The following is a 1,770-nucleotide window of genomic DNA, read 5'->3' on the forward strand; positions in this document are numbered from 1 at the left end:
GCTCCCCCCACCTCCAGCGGCCACCGCGCGGCCGAGAGCACGGCGAGACCCGCCAAGCAGCGCGACGCCTTCTTCGACAACGCCAAGTACCTGGCGATCGTCCTCGTGGCGATGGCCCACGCGTGGGAACCGCTGACGGATCACAGCCGTACGGCCGAGGCGCTGTACATGACCGTCTACACCTTCCACATGCCGGCGTTCATCCTGATCTCCGGCTACTTCTCGCGCAGCTTCGACATGCGGGCCGACCGGCTCAAGCGCCTGGTGACCGGCGTCGCCGTGCCGTATGTGATCTTCGAGGTCGCGTACACGTTCTTCAAGCGCTGGGCGGACGACGACCCGGGCCAGCCGATCAGCCTGCTCGACCCCTGGTACCTCACCTGGTTCCTGGTCGCGCTGTTCGTGTGGCGGCTCACCGTGCCGCTGTGGAAGATCGTGCGCTGGCCGGTGCCGCTCGCGCTGGCCATCGCCGTGCTCGCCGTGATCTCACCGGACATCGGTGACGACCTCGACCTCCAGCGCGTGCTCCAGTTCCTGCCGTTCTTCGTGCTCGGCCTCTTCATGAAGCCCGAGTACTTCCAGCTCGTGCGCCGCCGCGAGGTGCGGATCCTCTCCGTGCCGGTCTTCGCCGCCGCGCTGCTGCTCGCCTACTGGGCGGCACCGCGCATGACGTCCGTGTGGTTCTACCGCCGCGACAGCGCCCAGGAGCTGGGTTTCCCGTGGTGGGTCGGCGTCATGATGACGCTGGCGCTCTTCGGCTGCTCGGTGGTGCTCACCGCGTGCTTCTTCGCGTGGGTGCCGCGCCGCAAGATGTGGTTCACGGTCCTGGGCGCGGGCACGCTGTACGGCTATCTGCTGCACGGCTTCCTCGCCAAGGGCTCCCGCTTCTGGGGCTGGTTCGAGGACTACGAGTGGCTGCACAAGCCGTTCGGCGAGCTCTTCGTCACGGCGGTCGCCGCGACCGTGGTGACGCTGCTGTGCACGCCCCCGGTGCAGCGGATGTTCCGTTTCGCCATGGAGCCCAAGATGGAGTGGGCCTTCAAGCGGGATGCCGCGCAGCTCGCCCGGGAGCGGGCCAGGTCGACGTAGCGGGCCTGCCCTACAGTCCCAGCAGGGCGCGCATGGCGGCGTACTTCGCCGTCAGGCGCGCCCTTGTCGTTGTGTCCAGGACGGCGAGGCGGGCGGGGTCCGCGTTGTGCGCCAGGTCCGCCTCCTTCACCAGGCGGGCACCCGGGGTACGCGCGATCCGCCGCGCGTAGGCCTCCTGCCCCTCCCCCGCGCGCTTGGTCAGCGCCAGGACGATGGCCTTCGTGCGGTCCGTCAGGGGGGCGGTGCGCAGCCACTCCTCGCTCAGGGCGTCGTCCTCGACGGCGTCGTGCAGCCAGGCGGCGGCGATCTGTTCCTCGTCGCCGCCCCTCTCCCGCACTCCGTCGGCCACCGCCTTGAGGTGTTCCGTGTAGGGGCGGCCCGCTTTGTCCGTCTGGGTGGCGTGGGCCTCGCGGGCGATCGCTTCCACCGCGTGGAGCGGGAGGGGCTGGCTCGGGTTCATGCGCGCGATCCTTCCCCACGCCCGCCCCTCGCCGGAAGCGGCCCGATCCAAACGAAAGGCCCTAGGTCGTGTCCGCAAAGTCAGGGCAGCCAGAGTTTGAGGCAGGCCAGGGTGACCAGGGCCTGGTAGTGGCGGGCGCGTTTGTCGTAGCGGGTGGCCAGGGCTTTGTTGTGCTTGAGCTTGTTGAAGCAGCGCTCGACGACGTTGCGTCGCCGGTAGGC

2 protein-coding genes and 1 pseudogene are annotated in these 1,770 nt (G+C 69.5%); 1 reads left to right on the forward strand and 2 read right to left on the reverse strand.

What is annotated here, in order from left to right:
• Positions 1–1,089, forward strand: a 1,089-nt coding sequence (locus AB8Z36_RS38650; RefSeq protein ID WP_369218039.1) for an acyltransferase family protein, incomplete at its 5' end; no start/stop codon positions are given.
• A 10-nt stretch (positions 1,090–1,099) separates the two neighbouring features.
• On the opposite strand, the gene AB8Z36_RS38655 is transcribed toward AB8Z36_RS38650, so the two are convergent.
• Positions 1,100–1,549, reverse strand: a complete 450-nt coding sequence (locus AB8Z36_RS38655) for an HD domain-containing protein (RefSeq protein WP_369218040.1) — start codon at positions 1,547–1,549, stop codon at positions 1,100–1,102.
• An 80-nt stretch (positions 1,550–1,629) separates the two neighbouring features.
• Positions 1,630–1,770 (reverse strand): annotated as a pseudogene (locus AB8Z36_RS38660) (IS5/IS1182 family transposase); the annotation flags it as partial.

The organism is Streptomyces flavofungini (assembly GCF_041028215.1).
GTDB classification, from domain to species: domain Bacteria; phylum Actinomycetota; class Actinomycetes; order Streptomycetales; family Streptomycetaceae; genus Streptomyces; species Streptomyces flavofungini_B.